This window comes from Sinomonas terricola (assembly GCF_034931225.1).
GTDB classification, from domain to species: Bacteria; Actinomycetota; Actinomycetes; order Actinomycetales; family Micrococcaceae; genus Sinomonas; species Sinomonas terricola.
Window position 1 is genome coordinate 34,996 of record NZ_JAYGGQ010000024.1, and the last position, 14,769, is coordinate 49,764.

General features: G+C 68.0%; 10 protein-coding genes. 7 read left to right on the plus strand and 3 right to left on the minus strand.

Annotation, left to right across the window (positions count from 1 at the left end; genetic code table 11):
- Nucleotides 1-109 precede the first annotated feature (109 nt).
- Nucleotides 110-2,341, plus strand: coding sequence for an ATP-binding protein (locus tag SPF06_RS21175; RefSeq protein WP_323281148.1), 2,232 nt, complete (start codon nucleotides 110-112; stop codon nucleotides 2,339-2,341).
- A gap of 30 nt (nucleotides 2,342-2,371) precedes the next feature.
- Here the strand turns inward: SPF06_RS21175 and SPF06_RS21180 are convergent, their stop codons facing one another.
- Nucleotides 2,372-2,620: a putative antibiotic biosynthesis monooxygenase gene (locus tag SPF06_RS21180; RefSeq protein WP_323281149.1), complete on the minus strand. Its 249-nt coding sequence runs from the start codon at nucleotides 2,618-2,620 to the stop codon at nucleotides 2,372-2,374.
- 143 nt (nucleotides 2,621-2,763) lie between these two features.
- Between SPF06_RS21180 and SPF06_RS21185 the strand changes: the two genes are divergently transcribed.
- Complete coding sequence (locus SPF06_RS21185) at nucleotides 2,764-4,989, plus strand: ATP-binding protein (protein ID WP_323281150.1); 2,226 nt, start codon at nucleotides 2,764-2,766, stop codon at nucleotides 4,987-4,989.
- Nucleotides 4,990-5,005: 16 nt separating this feature from the next.
- On the opposite strand, the gene SPF06_RS21190 is transcribed toward SPF06_RS21185, so the two are convergent.
- On the minus strand, nucleotides 5,006-7,585 hold the full coding sequence (locus SPF06_RS21190) for an ATP-dependent DNA ligase (RefSeq protein WP_323281151.1): 2,580 nt from the start codon (nucleotides 7,583-7,585) through the stop codon (nucleotides 5,006-5,008).
- Between the two features lie 99 nt (nucleotides 7,586-7,684).
- Here SPF06_RS21190 and SPF06_RS21195 point away from each other — a divergent pair, with 99 nt between their 5' ends.
- From SPF06_RS21195 to SPF06_RS21205, 3 genes are all read left to right on the plus strand, one after another.
- A complete protein-coding gene (locus tag SPF06_RS21195) occupies nucleotides 7,685-9,298 on the plus strand; it encodes a PucR family transcriptional regulator (RefSeq protein WP_323281158.1) in 1,614 nt (537 codons plus the stop codon).
- A gap of 132 nt (nucleotides 9,299-9,430) precedes the next feature.
- Nucleotides 9,431-10,606: an alanine racemase gene (gene alr, locus SPF06_RS21200; RefSeq protein WP_323281152.1), complete on the plus strand. Its 1,176-nt coding sequence runs from the start codon at nucleotides 9,431-9,433 to the stop codon at nucleotides 10,604-10,606.
- A 213-nt stretch (nucleotides 10,607-10,819) separates the two neighbouring features.
- On the plus strand, nucleotides 10,820-11,761 hold the full coding sequence (locus SPF06_RS21205) for an ABC transporter substrate-binding protein (RefSeq protein WP_323281153.1): 942 nt from the start codon (nucleotides 10,820-10,822) through the stop codon (nucleotides 11,759-11,761).
- 119 nt (nucleotides 11,762-11,880) lie between these two features.
- Here the strand turns inward: SPF06_RS21205 and SPF06_RS21210 are convergent, their stop codons facing one another.
- Nucleotides 11,881-12,075, minus strand: a complete 195-nt coding sequence (locus SPF06_RS21210; RefSeq protein ID WP_323281154.1) for a CsbD family protein — start codon at nucleotides 12,073-12,075, stop codon at nucleotides 11,881-11,883.
- A 285-nt stretch (nucleotides 12,076-12,360) separates the two neighbouring features.
- Here SPF06_RS21210 and SPF06_RS21215 point away from each other — a divergent pair, with 285 nt between their 5' ends.
- Together SPF06_RS21215 and SPF06_RS21220 are read left to right on the plus strand one after the other, a co-directional pair.
- The gene (locus tag SPF06_RS21215; protein WP_323281155.1) at nucleotides 12,361-13,467 is read left to right on the plus strand and encodes a LacI family DNA-binding transcriptional regulator; all 1,107 of its coding nucleotides are present in this window, start codon (nucleotides 12,361-12,363) and stop codon (nucleotides 13,465-13,467) included.
- Nucleotides 13,464-14,366: a carbohydrate kinase family protein gene (locus tag SPF06_RS21220; protein ID WP_323281156.1), complete on the plus strand. Its 903-nt coding sequence runs from the start codon at nucleotides 13,464-13,466 to the stop codon at nucleotides 14,364-14,366. The genes SPF06_RS21215 and SPF06_RS21220 overlap by 4 nt, the downstream gene beginning before the upstream one ends.
- Nucleotides 14,367-14,769 lie beyond the last annotated feature (403 nt).

Consider the following 14,769-nt stretch of genomic DNA (forward strand, 5'->3'; position numbering starts at 1 on the left):
ATTGATTTCACGGTAGGTTTCGAGGCCGGGGGGAACATCCGGGAAACTACGGACCTGGTACGGATTCGGGCGGCTGGACACCCCCAGAGCACGCGCCCATACTGAGCGCATGGCCACGGGAACCGCTCCGTCGGCACTCACGACGGCCGTCGCCGGGCGTGTCCCGGCATCGGCAAGCAGCTTCATCGGGCGGATCGACGAACTCGCAGCCGTGGACCGTGCGCTCGCGACCGGACGCCTCGTCACCCTCACTGGCCCGGGCGGCGCCGGCAAGACGCGGATCGCGCTCGAGGCCGTTTCGCGGGATGGATCCCGGTCGACACGGGTCGTGTTCGTCGACCTCACGCGCATTCCCGCGGGGAGTTCACTGGCATTCGCAGTCGCCGAGGCCGCGGGCCTCCGGGGAGTGACGGAAGAAGCCGCGCTCGCGTCGATCCTGTGGTGGCTCGATCTCGGGGAAGAGTCCCTTGTCATCCTCGACAGCGCCGAGCACATCCTCGGCGAGGCTGCCGCCTTAGTGGCGGCGCTGCTCGAGAACGCGGGAAGGGCGCGCGTGCTCGTGACGAGCCGGCAGCCGCTTCGACTCGCGGGGGAGCGGATCGTGAACGTCGGCCCCATGCCCGTCGACGACGCCGAATCGCTCTTCTGGGAGCGGGCTCTCGCCGTGCGGGCGTCGTTGCCGGAAACGCCCGATGCGCGGGCGGCTGCACGGGAATTGTGCTCGCGCCTGGACTGCCTGCCGCTCGCCGTCGAGCTTGCGGCCGCGCGCGCGTCCGTTCTGACTCCCGCGGAGCTGCTCCCCGAGCTCGCACGTGGCTTGGCAGTCTTGAGCCGGGGGCCCGCGATGGCTCCAGACCGCCATGCGAGCCTGCACGCGTGTATCGCGGCAAGCATCGATGCCCTTGATGGCAGGGAACGAGGCGTCTTCGAGGCATGTTCAGTCTTCGCGGGCTCCTTCGACGCACGGGCCGCGGCGGCCGTCGCCGGTGCCTCACTGGCGGACCTCGAGGCCCTCGTGTCACGGTCTCTGCTCCAGACGTCGGCGGACGCCGCCGGCCGAACTGCTTTCCGTATGCTCGAAACCCTCCGCGAGTACGCTGTTGAGCGCCTCACGGACGGTCGGCTCGCGGAGATCAGAGGTCGTCACCTCGCGTGGATGATGTCCGAACTCGGGACTGGCGGTTTCCCCAGCGTCACGGAGAGTCTGCGCCGAGGGGCCGAAGCCAAGGGCCTGCTCCCAGATCTGCGCGCGGCCCTCGATTTCGCGGCCACGACCGCGCCGGCTGCCGGGATCCTGCTCATGGCGTCGACCGAGGAACTGTGGCGCCTCGCTGCCGAGGACGAGGGATTCGCTCGGGTGGAGCGCTTGCTTGAGCAGTACCCAGAACCAGACGAGGTGAGAGCGGCTGGTCTGGTCACAGCAGCCTGCCTGAGCCTCGTGCGGCAGGATATCAAGGGCGTGCGTGATTCCGCCGAGCAAGCACTCGGCATCCTTGAGCCCCGCTCTGCGGCAGCTGGGACCGTCCTGTACTACGTGGCGGTGGCACTTCTCTACGGCGGTGACTTCGAAGGTTCGACGCTGGCCGCGATGAGGGCGTTCGACGCCTTCGCCGCAATCGGCGACGTGGCAGGACAAGGGTGCGCTCGGGGTGCGCTCGGCAGCGTCGCCCTGTTCGCGGGGCGGAGCGAGGACGCAATCCCCTTCTTCGAGGAGGCTCTGCCCTTGGCCGAGGAGGCAGGCGACGCATGGCGGCAGGGACAGATCCTGACCCATTGGGCCATGGCCGAAGAGGCTCTCGGTCATCGGGCCTCAGCGCACGAGAAGCTGCTCGGCGCCCTCGAACAGTTCCTCCAGGTGGGCGACATCTCGATCTACGGCAGTGCGATCGCGCGACTCGCACTGCTGGACGTTCGACGGCGCCCGACGGCGGCCGTACGCGCGGCTGCTTCAGCAAGCCAACGCCAAGGCGCAGGCGGCCGCTACCATTCCACGACCCTCGCGGACATTGACCAGGTGCGCGCGACCGCCGCTCGGCTGATCGGGGAAGGGGCGGTTCGGTCAGCATGGGAGACGGGCGAGCGGCTCACGTTCGATCAGGCGGCGGCAGAACTCCTGCGGCTCGCGGAGCCGCGCGAGGGCACACTCACGCCGCGAGAGCTCGAGATAGCCGAGATGGTGCGGCGCGGCCACAGCAATGCCTCGATCGCGAAGCGGCTTGGGCTCTCGGAGCGGACAATCGAGAGTCATGTTGCCCACGCCACGACGAAGCTGGGTCTGCACAACCGCGCGGGCCTCGCCGCGTGGGCGGCCGAGCGGGGGAAGTCCTCAGCTGACAATTGACAGCGCTACGGCCGTCGCGCGGGGGGGCGATCAGTGCCGCCGGACACGACGCAGGTAGGCCGCCATGAGTTTGGGGACGACGACGTACACGGCGACCGGCACGACCACGAGCGTGACCGCAAAGGCCCGAAGCACCGGCGGCCAGGGCCCGATCAGAGGCGTGAGCGCCCACTGCGTGAGGGAGACGAGCGGGAAGATGGCGGCCCACGTGATCAATGCCCGCTCGTGCACGGTGGGGGACATGGGCTTGCTGGCCGGGGTTGTTTCTGCGGCGTACACGGCGGGCTCCTTTCGGGCCGTATGCCTTTGCTGATGACCTTCACGATAGGTTTCGAGGGCCAGCCGGCACGTCCGGGCAATTACTCATTTGCCTACTCATCTCTCGCTGGACACCCTTCTTTGGCCCCGCCGATACTGATGGCATGGCCAGGGAAACTCTTCCCACGGCACCCATGACGCGCGCGTCCGGGCGTCTCCCAGCATCGGTGAGCAGCTTCATTGGACGGACCGCGGAACTCTCGGCTGTCTCCGACGCCCTCGCTTCGAACCGACTGGTGACACTCGCCGGGCCCGGCGGCGTCGGGAAGACTCGCGTGGCACTGGTCGCCGTCCGCGCGGTTGGCGAGCGGCTTGGGCATCCTGTGTTCATTGACCTCACTCGCATTCCCGAAGGTGCCCCGGTGGCGCTCGCCGTCGCGGAGGCGGTTGGACTTCGCCTTGTTGAGAAGGACGAGGCCATCGATGCTCTCCACTGGTGGCTCGACACCGGAAAGCCGGTTCTCCTGGTGCTCGACAACGCCGAGCACGTCATCGACGAGGCGGCAGCCCTCGTCGCGGAACTCCTTGAGGGCGCCGCCGACTGCAGAGTCCTTGTCACGAGCCGGCAGCCGCTGCACATCGCGGGGGAGCACATCGTGCCTGTCGGGCCCATGCTGGAGGAAGACGCCGAGACTCTTTTCTGGGAGCGTGCGCTCGCAGTCAGGCCAACGCTCTCGAACACGCTGGAATCCCGCTCCGCGTCCCGGGAACTGTGCGCGCGCCTCGACCGGTTGCCGCTCGCCGTCGAGCTTGCGGCAGCGCGCATGTCGGTCATGAGCCCCGCGGAGATGCTGCCCCTTCTCGAGCGGCGTCTGCCCGCCCTCGGATCGGGGTCGGTGACAGGACCGGCCCGCCATCGCAGCCTGCGCGCCTGCATCGCGGCGAGCGTTGACGCGCTCAGTGAGCATGAGCGGGCCGCCTTCGAGGCGTGCGCCGTCTTCGCGGCTCCATTCGACGCGCGGGCGGCGGCCGCCGTTGCCCGCGCCTCGCTCGAGGATCTGGAGGACCTGGTCTCCCGGTCTCTGCTTCAGCCCTCAGTCGACCCCATGGGGCACACCGCGTTCCGATTGCTGGAGAGCCTGCGGGAGTTCGCGCGAGAGGGTCTTGAGGCCGCGGGCCGACTCGAGGAGGTGCAGAGGCGGCACCTCGCGTGGATCGGGACGGAATTCGGCGCGGACCGAGCGCTTTCCGTCATGGAGCATTCGCGCAACGCGGAATCGGTCGATCGCCTTCCGGACTTGCGGGCCGCCCTCGACTTCGCGGTCGTCGCCGCACCTGCCGAGGGCCTCCGCCTCATGGGAGCCACGCGCGAGCTCTGGTTCCGCAACGCCCAGGACGAGGGGACGTCCCGGTCCCTTGAGCTGCTTTCACGCCACCCGGACCCGGATGAGGCGCGGGCCGCTGGGCTCATCGCCGCGTCGGTCTGCCACACGAGCCGACAGGAGACCGTCGCCGGAAACCGTCTGGCCGTGGAGGCGCTGGGCCTTGTGGACCGCAACTCACCCGCGGCGGCTGCCGCCCACTATTTCCGGGCGATCGCTCAGTGTCTCGCCAAGGACACCGACGGCTCGGCAGAGTCGTGCCGGACGGCCCTCGACGTATATACGAAGCTCGGCGACGCAGCCGGACGCGGCCGGTCGGTCGGCATTCTCGGTATGGCCTCAGTCTGGGCGCATAGGAACGTGGAGGCCATTGGCATTCTCGACGAGGCTCTGGCGCTTGCGAAAGACGCGGAGGACTTCTGGGCCCAAGGGCAGATCCTCACCTACCTTGGCATCGCTGAGTCCAACCTTGGCCGCGCGGCCGTGGGCCGCATGAGACTGCTCGAGGGCATCGATGCCTTTACCCGAGTTCGAGATATCGCCATCCGGGCCGTAGCGCTCGCCCGCCTCGCCGCGCTCACGGTGAGGCGGGATCCCGGGGCGGCAGCTCGGGCGGCCGCGGCGACGACGCGCCGTGAGGGGGCTGGCGGGAGATTCCATGAGATCGCGCTCGCCGATCTCGCCGAGGTGCGCTCCGCGGGGGAGTTGCTGCTTGGACCTCACGGATTCTCAGAAGCATGGGAGTCCGGGGAGAAGCTCTCGTTTGCCGAGGCCGCGGCGGAGCTGAGGGGCGTCCGTGGCGGACCGGAGCCAGATGAGCTGACACCCCGAGAGCTGGAGGTTGCCGAGCTCGTGCGCAGGGGCCTCGGCAACGCATCAATCGCGAGGCAGCTTTCCCTCTCAGCGAGGACCGTGGAGAATCACGTCGCCCACGCGATGCTCAAGCTGGGCCTGCACAGCCGCGCCGCCCTCGCCGTGTGGGCCGCGGAGCGCGGGAAGACCGAGTGAGCGTCGGGAACTTGAATCAGGCCTCGACTCTCACGTCGCCCGGCTCCTTGTCCGGCCGCCACCCTCGCCACACAGGGTGCCGAAGCCGATGGTCCTGGGTCCACTCCCCATACCGCACCTCCCCGACGAGCTTGGGTGTGACCCAGTGGGCATCACGGGTGTCCTGGCGCGGCACATCGGCGAAGGGCGTCGTCTTCCTTTCGAGGGAATGCAGCTTCGCGGCCGCCTCCGCGAGGTCTCGCTCTGTGAAGCCCGTGCCGACGCGCCCCACGTAGCTGAGCCCGCCGTCGTCGTCCGGGATGCCCAGGAGCAGCGAGCCGATCGTGCCCTCGCGCCCGCCCTTCCCCTCGCGCCAACCGCCCACGACGACCTCTTGCGTCCGTTCGTGCTTGATCTTGAGCCACGCGCCCGAACGCCGGCCCGGCTCGTAGCGAGACGAGAGCCGCTTCGCCATGATGCCCTCCATGCCGTGCTCGGCGGAGGCGTCGAGGACGTGTTCGACGTCGTCGTCGAACACGGGGGAGAGCTGCGCGTTTTCGGGCAGGCCGCCTTCCGCGAGGAGTTCGAGCGCCTTGCGGCGCTCGCGGAACGGCAGGGGCGTGAGGTCGCGGCCCTCCCACTCGAGCAGGTCGAACAGGACGATCTGCACGGGCACCTTCCTTCGCGCCGCCGCGACGTCGGTCTGGTCGGTGAGGCCCATGCGCTGTTGGAGGCGCGCGAACGAGGGCCGGCCGCGCGAGTCCATCGCGACGATCTCGCCGTCGAGGATGGCCGGGCCGAGCTCGGCGAGCCCCGCGAGCTCCGGGTAGGTCGCCGTGGTGTCGAGGCCGCGGCGGCTGATGAGCTTGAGCGGCCCGCGCGCGTCGACGATCGCCCGCACGCCGTCCCACTTCATCTCGAGCGCCCACTCGCCGCGCCGCACAAGGCCCGGCGTGCCGATCTGGGCGAGCATGGCCGACGGCGCGGCGCCGCCTTTCGCGGCGGCCCGCGCGCCTGCGCCGCTTCCCGTTGCGCCGTCGGCTTCACTGTGCGGACGTGACGGCGCATCGGATGGCCCAGCGCCGTCGTCGGCCGTGGGTACGGCGTCGTCGTCGCGCCGTGCGCCCCGCCGCCAATGGCCCTTGGCCTGGTCCTTCATGAGGTGGATGAGCCAGTTGTCCTTGTCCCCGCCGAGCCCGCCCTCCGTGCGGATGAGCGCGAGCCGAACGGGCTTCCCGCCTTCAATGCTCGCGAGGCCGCCGCCGGGCTTTCCCGTGAGGATGACGATGATCTCCTTGTCCTCGCGCCATTTCTCGAGCTCGTACGTGCCCGTGTCCCACACGAACATCTCCCCGGCGCCGTATTCGCCCTTCGGGATCGTGCCCGAGAACGTGAGGTATTCGATCGGGTGGTCCTCCGTGTGCACGGCGAGGTGATTGCGCCCGGGGTCGGCCGGCACGCCCTTGGGCAGCGCGAACGAGGCGAGCACGCCCTCGTGTTCGAGCCGCAGGTCCCAGTGCAGGCGGCGCGCATGGTGCTCGTGGATGACGAACGCGTTCCCCTCGCCCGGCACAGGCGCTTCGGCGGGAACCGGCTCGGGAGTCGCGGCGGCGTCCCGCTTGGATCGGTAGGCCGTGAGGCGGTCCTGCCCGCCGTGGGCGCGGCTTTCCGAAGCGGACGACGACGGCGGAGGCCTCCCGTCGTCGTCCTGCCCAGCGTCGTGCTCGGAGTCGGGCAGCACGGGCGCAAAGAGGTTGCCGTACTTCTCGAGCCGGGCCGGCATCTCGTCGTAGCGCACGTGTGCTAGATCAGGCGAGCCGATCTCCTCCCACGTCCGCGGCGCGGCGACCATGGGCTGGAGCCTTCCCCGGAGGGAATACGGCGCGATCGTCGTCTTCTGCCCGCTGTTCTGGCTCCAGTCCACGAGCACGCGGCCCTCGCGGAGAGTCTTCTTCTGGTCGCTCACCACGAGGTCTGGGTGGTCCGCGGCGAGCGATCGCGCGAGCTCGTGCGCCACCGATGAGACCCGCTCCCAGGACTGCTTCATGTCGAGCTTCGCGTAGAGGTGGATTCCCTTGCTCCCGCTCGTCACCGGCACGGCGGCGAGCCCGAGGTCGTCGAGGATGGGCTTGATGAGACGCGCGACTTCGACGCATTCGGGAAGGCCCGCGCCCGGGCCGGGGTCGAGGTCGAGGACCATGCGGTCGGGGTGAAGCATCCGGCCCTTCGCGTCGACGCGCCACTGCGGCACGTGGATCTCGAGGGACGCGATCTGGCCTAGCCACACGAGCGTCGCGAGATCGTTCACGAGGGGATACGTGTTCGTGGAGTGGCGGTGCTCGAGCGTGACGCGCTTGACCCATTTGGGGGTCGCCGCGTCGAGGTTCTTCTGGAAGAACACCTCGCCCGGCTCGTCCTTGGTGCCCACGCCGTGCACCCAGCGCTTGCGCGTGGCAGGACGGTCGCGGATGGCCGGGATCATCGCCGGGCCCACCGTGCGGAGGTAGTCGAGGATGTCCGCCTTCGTGACACCCGCATCCGGGTAGAGCACCTTGTCCAGATTGGACAGGCTCAGCTTCCGGCCCTCAACGGTCACGCTCTCGCGTTTCGCTGCCATGGCGCCCACCCTGCCACGCAGCGCAGCGGGAGTGAAGGGGAGGACGCTGTAACCCGATATTCTCGTCCGGTGGGATCGAATGCATCCATCGACGGATCGATGTGGCCGTCGGACCCGGACGGGCTTCCAGCCGCGGAAGGCATTTCCCTCTCGAGCTTCTTGGCTCGCCTCCCCGCCGGCGTTCGGGTGCTGCATGATGCGGGGGATTCTCCGCTGCGTTGGGTCGACCCCAATGAGGTGGCCGACCCAACGCCCTATCTCGTGGAACATGAGATGCTGCTGACGTCCGGCATGCCGTTTCGTGCGGACGACGGCGTGGACTTCGACGTGTTTGTGCGGCGCCTCGTGGCGGGGAGGGCTTCGGGGCTCGGTTGCGGCCTCGAACCGCATTTCCACGCCGTCCCGGAGGCGCTAGTCGAAGCCTGCAGGAAATACGGCCTGACCCTGTGGGAGATACCCCCAGGCATCCCTTTTGCCGCGCTTGGGATGACCTTTGCCCGCCTCCTGGAATTCCAGAACGCAATCATGCTCCGCGATGTCGCCGAGGCGAGCCGGCAGCTATTGCGGGCCATCTTGGGCACACGGCCGGAACAGGACCTCATGGATTGCCTAGCCCGGCTGAGCGGAGCACGCTTCGAACTCTACGGCCCGAGGGGACAGCTGCGTTTCTCCGCAGCCGGACGCTCCGCCGTCGGACCGGCCGACGTCGAACTCGTGGGCGGATTGGTGCGGAAAACACTCGAGGGCTCTGGCTCTCGGGTCGAGCGTCTCGCGGCGCACGGCGCCGTCATGGCTTCCTTCCCGCTCCGCAGCCAGGTGCCGGGGAGGCACGAGAACCGTCGCCGGGAGGCGACCCTCGGCGCCCTCGTCGCGACGCACTCGCAAGAACTCTCGGCCGTCGAGCACACCATCGCGTCGACAGCGGTCGGACTCTTGGAAGTGCTCGCGCGAGAGCGGACGGCCGGCTCGGTCTCCCCGGGCCAGCTCGCGACCGCCGTGCTCCTTGGCATCGATCTCGACGGCAATGCGGCGATGGCAGAGCGGCTCCTGGCCGAGAGCGTCGGCGGGTCGCGCCGCGCGCCGGTGCGGGTTGTGGTCGGAACAGCCCTCCCTGGAGTTTCACATTCCTTCGCCAGCAGCAATTCCGAAGTCGTGCAATGGAGCCGCCTGTGGGAGACCGGGCTGGTGCTGAAGGACGCCGGGCGCCTCTACGCCATCACCCGATTGCAGCCGACCGACGCCGTGCTGTCCGCGGCAGTCAATGCCGGCTACGCGGTCGCCGTCAGCGGGCCTTCGGGGGCCAAGGCATTCGGGGCGGCCTCTGCAGACCTCGGACGCCTCCGCGAGCATGCCGAGGCCTATGTGGCCAGGGCGAAGGAAGGAAGAAAAGCCGTCCGGGTTGAAGACTCGGCGCCGACGTTGCTCGGCCTCCTGAGCCCGGAAGCCGGTGCGATGCTGGCCCACGAGATCTTTTCTCCGCTGGCGCAGCTCGGTTCCGAGCGCGAGAGCCTTCTGCTCCGAGTGCTGGCCGCGTGGCTGGACGCGAACGGCTCGTGGGATACGGCGTCGTCGGCCCTCGGCCTGCATCGCAACAGCGTCCGCCGCCACATTGCCACCCTCGCTGACCTTCTCGGCAGAGATCTCCGGGACGCCGGGGTGAGGGCGGAGCTGTGGACCGCCCTGCGGTTCCTCCCCCAGGGCAGGCGCCCCTGAGCTCCTGCCGATTTGAAGCCCGCGCAGCCGCCTGACCGGGAGCCTATCAAGGGACGATTGATCCCGATGCAGGCACAGGCGGGATGTTCTGCACCTATGGCCAGTCCCCGGACATGCCTAGGCTCGAGTGTCATGAGTCAACGACCTGCCGTCCTCGGGAACGAGGCGGTCCAAGCACATGCTGGCCAAGTCACCGTGGACTTGTCTGCTATCACGGACAACGTCGGGCGTCTGCGGCGGCTTTCCCGGTCATCGCATTTCATGGCCGTCGTGAAAGGAAACGGATATGGCCACGGTCTGGTGTCCGCGGCCCGTGCAGCGCTCGACGGCGGCGCGGACTGGCTGGGCGTCGCGCAGCTTGCCGAGGCCATTGCCCTGCGTGAGGCGGGGATTGCGGAGCCGATTCTCGCGTGGCTTTATCTTGCATCCGCGGACAACGAGATGATCGAACGTGCCGTTGCCTCTGGAATTGATCTTTCTGTGGGAAGCGTCGAACAGCTTCGGGCTGTTGCCGGCGCATCGCGGCGACAAGGGCGAAGGGCCGAGATCCACCTCGAACTCGATTCCGGCCTGAGCCGTGGGGGAGCGAGGCTCGAAGACTGGCCAGAACTCGTCGAGGCCACGAAGCAGCTCGAGCGTCAAAACGTTCTTCATTCGCGCGGAGCATGGACTCATCTGGCATGGGCTGATGTGCCCGCGCACTCGGCAAATTCGGCGTCCGTGCTCGATTTCGAGCGCGCTGTCCATGAGGCGCACATGGCAGGTCTTGGCCCGCTCACCCGCCATGTGGCCAGCTCCGCCAACATCCTCGACCGCCCCGACCTTCATTTCGACATGGTGCGGGCGGGGTTGGCCATGTACGGACTTTCTCCGGCGGATCACATCAATCCGGCGGCTTTCGGGCTTCGACCCGCGCTGACAGTCACAGCGCCTCTCGTCCTGGTCAAAAGGGTTCCTGCCGGCACGGGCGTGAGCTATGAGCATCGCGCGATGACCCATGAGTCTCGCTTCCTGGGTCTCGTTCCCTTGGGCTATGCGGATGGAATTCCGAAGGGAATCAGCGGGCACCGCCTCGTCAAGGTCGGGGGAGAGCTCAAGCCGGTGATCGGGAAGGTCTGCATGGATCAGTTCATGGTGGATCTCGGTCCAGAGGCTGGCGGTATTTCCGTCGGCGACACGGTGGAGCTTTTCGGCGATCCGTCCACCGGGGCCGCAAGTGCGGACATGTGGGGAGAGGCCATCTCAAGCCACGGCGACGAGATCATCAACCGGATCGCACCCCGTCTAGTCCGCAGATACCGCGCATGACCGTCGTTCGTCCCCTGACCCAGGGCCATCATCGCCTGCGGGTGCCAGAGCGGCGCGTCAACGGTCCGCCCGAACCTCTTGCGCTTCCGCACCGCTTGGTGTCCAATATGAAACTAAAGTTGCATGTGACGTACTTCCATCAGATGGGGGCATCCGCTGGGGCAGATGTCGCATGAGCAGCCCATTGCCTCCATCTCAAGTAAGGGACAACCTATGACCATCACCACGAAGCTCGCCGCCAAAGGCGCTGTGGTCCTCGCCGTGAGCGCCCTCGCGCTGAGCGCCTGCACGAACGCCTCCGAGGCAGGCGGTGCTCCCAAGCCGAGCAGCTCCGGTTCCGCCGCCGCAACCTTCGATCCCAGCTCTGTCCAGAAGGACGATTCGCTCGCCTCGCAGGTGCCGGCCGCGATCAAGTCGAAGGGGACCCTCGTGGTCGGCTCCGACACGACCTACGCGCCGGCGGAGTTCCTGGCCGGGGCGGACAGCCACACGCCGATGGGCTTCGACGTCGACTTTGCCCAGGCAATCGGTGCCACGCTCGGTCTCAAGGTCGACTTCGAGACCGCGGATTTCACCGGGATCCTGCCGGCGCTCGGCCCCAAGTACGACCTCGGCATCAGTGCCTTCACCATCACGAAGGAGCGCCTCCAGGCGGTCAACTTCGTGAGCTACACCCAGGCCGGCACTTCGTGGGCGGTCCAGAAGGGCAACCCGAAGAAGTTCTCCGTCGACGATGTCTGCGGCAAGGCGATCGGCGTCCAGACCGGCACGACCGAGGCCGATGATCTCAAGGCCGCGAGCGACAAGTGCACCGCAGCCGGCAAGAAGGCGATCGACATCGTCTCCCTCGACAAGCAGACGGATATCAATACCCGTCTGGTCAACGGCGCCCTCGATGCGATGTCCGCCGACTCGCCCGTCGTCGCCTACGCACTCACCCAGACGAACGGTGCGATCGAGAAGGTCGGCGACACGACTGATGTTGCCCTCGCGGGCATCGCCATCGCGAAGGGCGACACTGCGTTGGCGGATCTGATCCAGAAGACGATGGCGAAGCTCATGGCGGATGGCACGTACAAGAAGATCCTGGACACTTGGGGCAATGCCGACGGCGCCATCGCCAAGTCTGAGGTCAACCCGTCCGTCCCCTCGTGAGCGTGCATTCTTCGGGCCATCCGCATCGACCGGGTTGCCGATAAGCCGTCCTCGGTAAAGGGTGCACGCGCAGCCGCCCGGGTCGCCCTCGTCGGGCAACCCGGGCGGCTCTGCGGGTCCTACTTCTTGAACGCGTCCTTGATGTCCTCGACCGCGTCCTTGGCCTTTTCGCCGGCCTGCTTGAGGCCTGCCGATGTCTGATCTGCCTTCCCCTCGGCCTCGAGGCTCGGGTCGTCCGTGGCCTTGCCGGCAGCTTCCTTGGCCTTGCCCTTCAGCTCTTCGGCCTTGTTGCTGAACTTGTCGTCGAGTCCCATCTCGTCCTCCTCTGTGCGGGCTCTTGGCCCGTCCGCTGTCGGATCGGCCGCGGGCGGTGGCCCGGGCAAGCGCATTGGGCTGCGCTGTCTTCATCGTTGGCACGGCGTGCGCCGGGATTCAAGGGTGAGGGGGTATCGTCGTCGTCCTTTCAGCGAACTGCGAAAGCCGGTTTGGAACACGCCGCGCGGGGAAGGCGCGCCGCGGAGCGAGGTCCACTTGACAGTGCAAAACGGTTTGCCTCACACTGTTTTGCAGGACATGCAAAACGTTTTGTTGGAAGGGCGATGATGGCCAAGGTCGGAATCCGGGACGTCTCCAAGGCGGCCGGCGTCTCCGTGACCACGGTCTCCCACGCCTTGAGCGACGCGCATCAGTCCCGCGTCAATCCCGAGACTCGCCGCCACGTCCAGGAGGTCGCGGCCCGCCTCGGCTACGCGCCGAACCGGCTCGCGAGCGGACTCCGGAACCAGCGCTCGTACCTCCTTGGCCTCGTGAGCGATCAGATCGCGAGCACGCCTTTCGCGGGCGAAATGATCCTCGGCGCCCAGGACGCCGCGTATGAGCGCGGATGGCTCGTCATGCTCGTCGACAGCGGGGGCAACCCCGACCTCGAGGAGCGGCAGGTCAGCACGCTCCTCCAGCATCAGGTCGACGGCATCGTCTACGCGAAGATGTACCACCAGCAGCTCACCGTCCCCGGCGGGGCCAGGGGCATCCCGCTCGTCCTCCTCGACGCCGAGGACCTCGACGCGAAAGTCTCGTCGGTCGCGCCGGACGAGGTCTTGGCCGCGCGGACGGCCGTGAAGGAGCTCCTCGACGCGGGCCATCGGCGAATCGGCTTCATCAACCAGAACAACGAGATTCCGGCAACCTCCGGCCGTCTCGAGGGCTACCGCTCGGCGCTCGCCGAGGCCGGGATCGAGTACGACGCCGACCTCGTCACCTACGAGGTCCCGGACGTCTCGGGCGGCCGCGACGGTGCGCTCAAACTCTTGCGGCTCCCTGAACCCCCGACCGGGCTGTTCTGCTTCCGCGACCCCCAGGCCCTTGGCGCCTACGAAGCCGCCCAGAGCCTCGGCCTCGGCATCCCCGAGGACGTCTCGGTCACGAGCGTCGACGACTTCGAGATCATCTCCGAGGGCCTCTGGCCCGGCCTCACGACCGTCGCCCTCCCGCACTACGAGATGGGCCGCTGGGCCGTGAGCCGCCTGCTCGACGAGATCGAGGATCCCGAGAAGGCGAGGACGCCCGAGCGCCTCCTCTTCGAATGCCCCATCGTCCGCCGGGGCTCCGTTGCCCCGCCGCGGGCGTCCATGCCCCGCGACTCCGACCGGAAGGACCCATCGCGCATGAACTCCGCGACCGCTGCCCCGACTGAGGGCGCCGCGTGACCGCCCCCGGGCCCCGCGTCCTCGTCGTCGGCGAGGCGCTCACGGACATCATCCAGACCTCGGGCGGGAGCAGGGAGCATCCCGGCGGTTCCCCGGCGAACGTGGCTCTCGGGCTCGCGCGGCTCGGCGTCCCGACGTCGTTCCTCACCGCGCTGGGGCGAGACGCGCGCGGCGAGGCGATCGCCAGCCGGCTTACGCAGTCAGGTGTCGCGGTGCTTCCCGAGTCGTGGTCGCTCGAGGCGACATCGACGGCCGCCGCGGCCATTCAGGACGACGGCGCCGCCCACTATACGTTCGACATCGCCTGGACGCTGCCCGTCGACGTCGACCTCCCGGCCGCCGGGCACGTCCACATCGGTTCGATCGCCGCGTTCCTGACGCCTGGGGCGGAGCGGGTCGAGGAGATCGTGGCCGCCCTGGCACCGAACGCCACCGTGAGCTTCGACCCGAACATCCGCCCCGCGCTCGTCGGCGACCCGGACGACGCGCGGGCGCGCTTCGAGCGCCTCGCGGCGCGGGCCGACGTCGTCAAGCTGAGCGACGAGGACGCCGCGTACCTGTACCCGGGGCTGAGCACTCGCGAGGCGGCCCGCGCGATCGCCGAACTTGGCACCCGCGTCGTCGCCGTCACGGCGGGAGCGCAGGGCTCGATGCTCGTCCTGGGAGGCGACGTCGTTGAAGTCGCCCCGGTCGTGACGAGCGTTGCCGACACGGTGGGTGCGGGGGACAGCTACATGTCGGCGCTCCTGCGGGCGCTGCTTGACGCCGGGCATCCGCGACTTGTGCCGGGGACACGCGACGACCTCGCGTCCGCCGGATCCTTCGCCGCACGTGCGGCGGCCGTGACCGTCTCACGAGCCGGCGCCGAGCCTCCAACGCTCGAGGAAGTGCCGAGCTGAGGACCATTTCCGGTCTCGCTTTGAGGCCGGATTGCTGATGAAACCGCCTCGTCGGTTTTGAAGGTTGAAAGTACTTTTAATGCGGATGAAAGCCCATAAGGCCCAGCACGCGTTAATCGTTGCGGCCGGCGCTCTGCGCTGACCGTACGTGATCCGTCGCTCGTGAGAGTGGCGCGTCGATCCGCCAAAGGCTGCGGTTTTCCCTGGGTCCCAGGGATCCTTTGGCCTCTTTCGGATTGCTTCGAAATCGAGAATCCAACCGAATCATTTATTCAAGAATTTCCCTTGACAGTCTCGCGCACCGTGCGCAAGACTATTTTCACTCTAGTTATTCATACGTATGAACAGAGAGGTTCTGTGATGGGTTCAGTGTTGTCTGCGCCGGTGGGGCGGCGGGCGGTTC

Coding starts and splice junctions, on each gene's coding strand:
- SPF06_RS21175 (WP_323281148.1), top strand. CDS start 110: ATGGCCACGGGAACCGCTCCGTCGGCACTCACGACGGCCGTCGCCGGG.
- SPF06_RS21185 (WP_323281150.1), top strand. CDS start 2,764: ATGGCCAGGGAAACTCTTCCCACGGCACCCATGACGCGCGCGTCCGGG.
- SPF06_RS21190 (WP_323281151.1), bottom strand. CDS start 7,585: ATGGCAGCGAAACGCGAGAGCGTGACCGTTGAGGGCCGGAAGCTGAGC.
- SPF06_RS21195 (WP_323281158.1), top strand. CDS start 7,685: ATGTGGCCGTCGGACCCGGACGGGCTTCCAGCCGCGGAAGGCATTTCC.
- alr (WP_323281152.1), top strand. CDS start 9,431: ATGAGTCAACGACCTGCCGTCCTCGGGAACGAGGCGGTCCAAGCACAT.
- SPF06_RS21205 (WP_323281153.1), top strand. CDS start 10,820: ATGACCATCACCACGAAGCTCGCCGCCAAAGGCGCTGTGGTCCTCGCC.
- SPF06_RS21210 (WP_323281154.1), bottom strand. CDS start 12,075: ATGGGACTCGACGACAAGTTCAGCAACAAGGCCGAAGAGCTGAAGGGC.
- SPF06_RS21215 (WP_323281155.1), top strand. CDS start 12,361: ATGATGGCCAAGGTCGGAATCCGGGACGTCTCCAAGGCGGCCGGCGTC.